This is a genomic window from Frankia sp. CeCAU1, from assembly GCF_977971845.1.
Genome location: NZ_CDWWXA010000259.1, coordinates 1 through 2,786, shown reverse-complemented (window position 1 = coordinate 2,786; position 2,786 = coordinate 1). Strand labels below are relative to the sequence as shown.

4 protein-coding genes are annotated in these 2,786 nt (G+C 70.1%); 3 read left to right on the top strand and 1 reads right to left on the bottom strand.

Features of this window, described 5'->3' with window-relative positions:
• Nucleotides 1-903 (bottom strand): DMT family transporter (locus AC08OO_RS23220; protein WP_476619097.1); only part of this gene is annotated, 903 nt, incomplete at its 3' end.
• A gap of 523 nt (nucleotides 904-1,426) precedes the next feature.
• Between AC08OO_RS23220 and AC08OO_RS23215 the strand changes: the two genes are divergently transcribed.
• The 3 genes from AC08OO_RS23215 to AC08OO_RS23205 are packed head-to-tail and all read left to right on the top strand — an operon-like array spanning nucleotide 1,427 to nucleotide 2,645.
• On the top strand, nucleotides 1,427-1,744 hold the full coding sequence (locus tag AC08OO_RS23215) for a hypothetical protein (RefSeq protein WP_476611844.1): 318 nt from the start codon (nucleotides 1,427-1,429) through the stop codon (nucleotides 1,742-1,744).
• Between the two features lie 27 nt (nucleotides 1,745-1,771).
• On the top strand, nucleotides 1,772-2,269 hold the full coding sequence (locus AC08OO_RS23210; RefSeq protein ID WP_476619096.1) for a hypothetical protein: 498 nt from the start codon (nucleotides 1,772-1,774) through the stop codon (nucleotides 2,267-2,269).
• Between the two features lie 49 nt (nucleotides 2,270-2,318).
• Nucleotides 2,319-2,645, top strand: a complete 327-nt coding sequence (locus tag AC08OO_RS23205; protein WP_476611842.1) for a DMT family transporter — start codon at nucleotides 2,319-2,321, stop codon at nucleotides 2,643-2,645.
• Nucleotides 2,646-2,786 lie beyond the last annotated feature (141 nt).

Genomic DNA, 2,786 nt, shown 5'->3' with positions numbered 1-2,786 from the left:
GTCGTGGCGAGAGACGTCAGGCAGGCGACGGGTGGGGCGTGGCAGGGCGGGCGAGCGGGCGAGCAGGACGACCCCGCCCACGACCAGCAGGGCCGCCACCGTGACACCTGTGATAACCCCGGGGGTGTCCGGGGCGGGTACCCCGAAGACGAGCACGGCGAGAGTGTAGGAGACCGTCGGATTGGTGATGTTCATGGCAGTGACGGTCGGCGCGAGCGGGCCCACGGCGAACGCCATCTGCCCGAATACGAGGCTGGCCATCGTGACTCCGCACAGGGCGTAGGCGAACCAGTGGGTCGCGGTGGTACCGATCCCCTCGTTCAGGGTCTCGTCGGTGACCTGCTTCATCAGCAGGGCGCTCAGCGCGAAGAACAGCCCGGCGCCGACTCCGAGCATCGCCGCACGCATTGCTGGTCGCCGGCCGCGGGAGAACACCGTCAGTGTCGCCGCGAGGGCAATGATCGCGAGGATGGTCAGCGCCAGCCGGTATTCGTCCAGGGGAGCATGGGCGGGTAGGCGTCCCTGGACCGTGAGGAGCAGCGCGAGGCCTGCGCAGATCGATGCCACCGCCCACCATGCTCCCCGCACCATCCGCAGATGGGTGCGGACCAGGCCCAGCGGGAGCGTGAACAGTAACTGGGTGACCATGAGGGGCTGCACCTCGGCGAGGGAACCAAGGTGTAGGGCGAGCGCCTGGGTGAAGAACCCGGCGACGTTTGTCAGCCAGCCCAGCAGCCACATCGGTTCGCGTGCCAGGTCGACCAGATGCCCTATTCCGGGCAGCGCGTGCGTCCGGTCGTCACGGGCGGCGAACCGGCTGCGTCCGGCGGCGCGTTGTTGCAGAGCCGCGGACGACGCGAGCAGGAACGCGGCGCACAGGGCCAGCGGGATGAAGAGCAACACGGATCGTTCGGTCCGTCAGGCGGAGCCGGCCCGCGGGCCGGCTGCCGGCGGGCGGCCGGACGCGCCGGCGGGATGGCGGACGCCCCGCACGGGCGTACTCATCGGGCTGGGTGCCTCATCGGGGAGCGGCGGAGACGGCGGAGACAGCGGGACCGCCGGGACCGGGTGTACGCCGCCGAGCGGCCGGTCGAGCCGCCGCGGCGCATCGCCTGGACCGCGCATGTTGGACACGATGGCCGTAATGTACCGGCCCGGGGAACCGGATGTGATGTATCCCGGCTGGTGGGCGCCGGTGTGATCCGAGCGGGAACGTCCTGCTCGCCGGGCCTCGGCGTAGCTGTCTCACACCCCCGGTCCACGGAAGCGGGATCGCTCCAGACCGACGGGAGCGCGGCGCACGGGCGACCGGGCGGGGCCACTGCAGGAGCGGCAGTCTGACAGGGTGGCGTAGCGTCATCGACGTGGATCTGGTGGGCGTGCCCGACGACCCGAACAAACTCGTCACGAAGGGTCGGAACATCAGGTGCCGGCGGTAGTGCACGAGGGCGACGCGGCCGGGCCCGCCGGCACCCTGTTCGCCTCCCTGCACGGCGAGCTGGCGCCGCACCCGTGGCGGGATCCCTTCGTCGCATCCTCCGACGCGTACAGCCTGTTCGTCGCGAGGTCGTCCGCGCTGGGCTGGCTCGCCGAGGCCATGCCGGACGCCTCCGGCGGCCTGTGGGGGATGAACGATGCCGGGCAGGACCGGCCTGCCGCCGCCGGGGCGTCGCCGTCCCGCGCCGCCTGGTTCCAGGTGTCGTTGACCGAACCGGTCCCGAACCGCCGCCCCCTGCCGGTGTAGCCGTTCCTGGCCTGCGCGGACGATGCCGTGGCGCGGATCGGCACGCTGCGGCTGACGGCGGTGCAGCTCCTGCTGCCGGTGCAGGCGTCGCCGGTGGAGGGTCTCGGGATCTCGCCACGGACACCCGCCGTGGGAAGTCTGCTGCAGGATGCCGGCTGGTTCGCCGACTGCGCCCCGCGGCACAGAACGCGGGTGCGGGTGACGGTGGACGGCGGGCAGGACCCGGCCATCCGTTCCGCCGCCCCCGCGATGCTCGACTGGCTGCGCGAACTCGACCAGCACGTCTTCTCGGATGACTCGCTCTCTCCGGCGAACGACGACCATCCGGTGCTGGAACCCGCCGTCATCGATGAACTGTGGCAGGGATCTGCTCGGCACCGGGTCACCTTCCAGGGGGCCCTCGCCGAGTGGACGTTGGACGCGCTGGGCTGGCTGGCCGCGTTGCTCGCGGAGGCGAGTGCCCGGCACGGGGTCGGTATCCCGCTACCGGTGACCGCCAGCCGATCAACGAGCCGAACGGGTTGAACTCCCTGGCCGGGGCGACGGCCATCCGGCGCGCCGATATCGTCCGGGTATGGCCGTCGTCGTGCAGTTTATCGTCGCTGTAGTGCTGGAGATCACTGGAACGCTGGCGCTTCGGGAGACCAGCGGGTTCACTCGGCTCTGGCCGACCCTGATGGTCTGTGTCTGCTATCCGCTGTCATTTTTTTTCGTGTCTCGAGTGTTGCAGCATCTGGAGATCGGCTTCACTTACGCGGTGTGGTCCGCGGCCGGCACCGCGGCCATGGCCGTCATTGGCGCGGCCGTCTTCGGCGAATCGATGAACGCGCTAAAGGTCGCCTCGCTGACCCTCGTCATCGTCGGAGTGGTCGGTCTCCAGCTTGGCGGTGCCCGCCGCTGACCAGCTGGTAGCTGGTAGCGGGTTTTTCGGTCGGTCAAAGCGCGGGTAGTTATATTAAGAGCGTGTCTTGTGTGGCCGCTCCGGGTGAACCGCCCCGGGTTCGGTGGAGACCGGGGCGGTTCAGTCAGTCTGGCCAGGAGT

What these genes read in the sequence shown, in the direction of transcription:
- AC08OO_RS23205 (WP_476611842.1), top strand. Translation starts at nt 2,319, where the DNA reads ATGGCCGTCGTCGTGCAGTTTATCGTCGCTGTAGTGCTGGAGATCACT.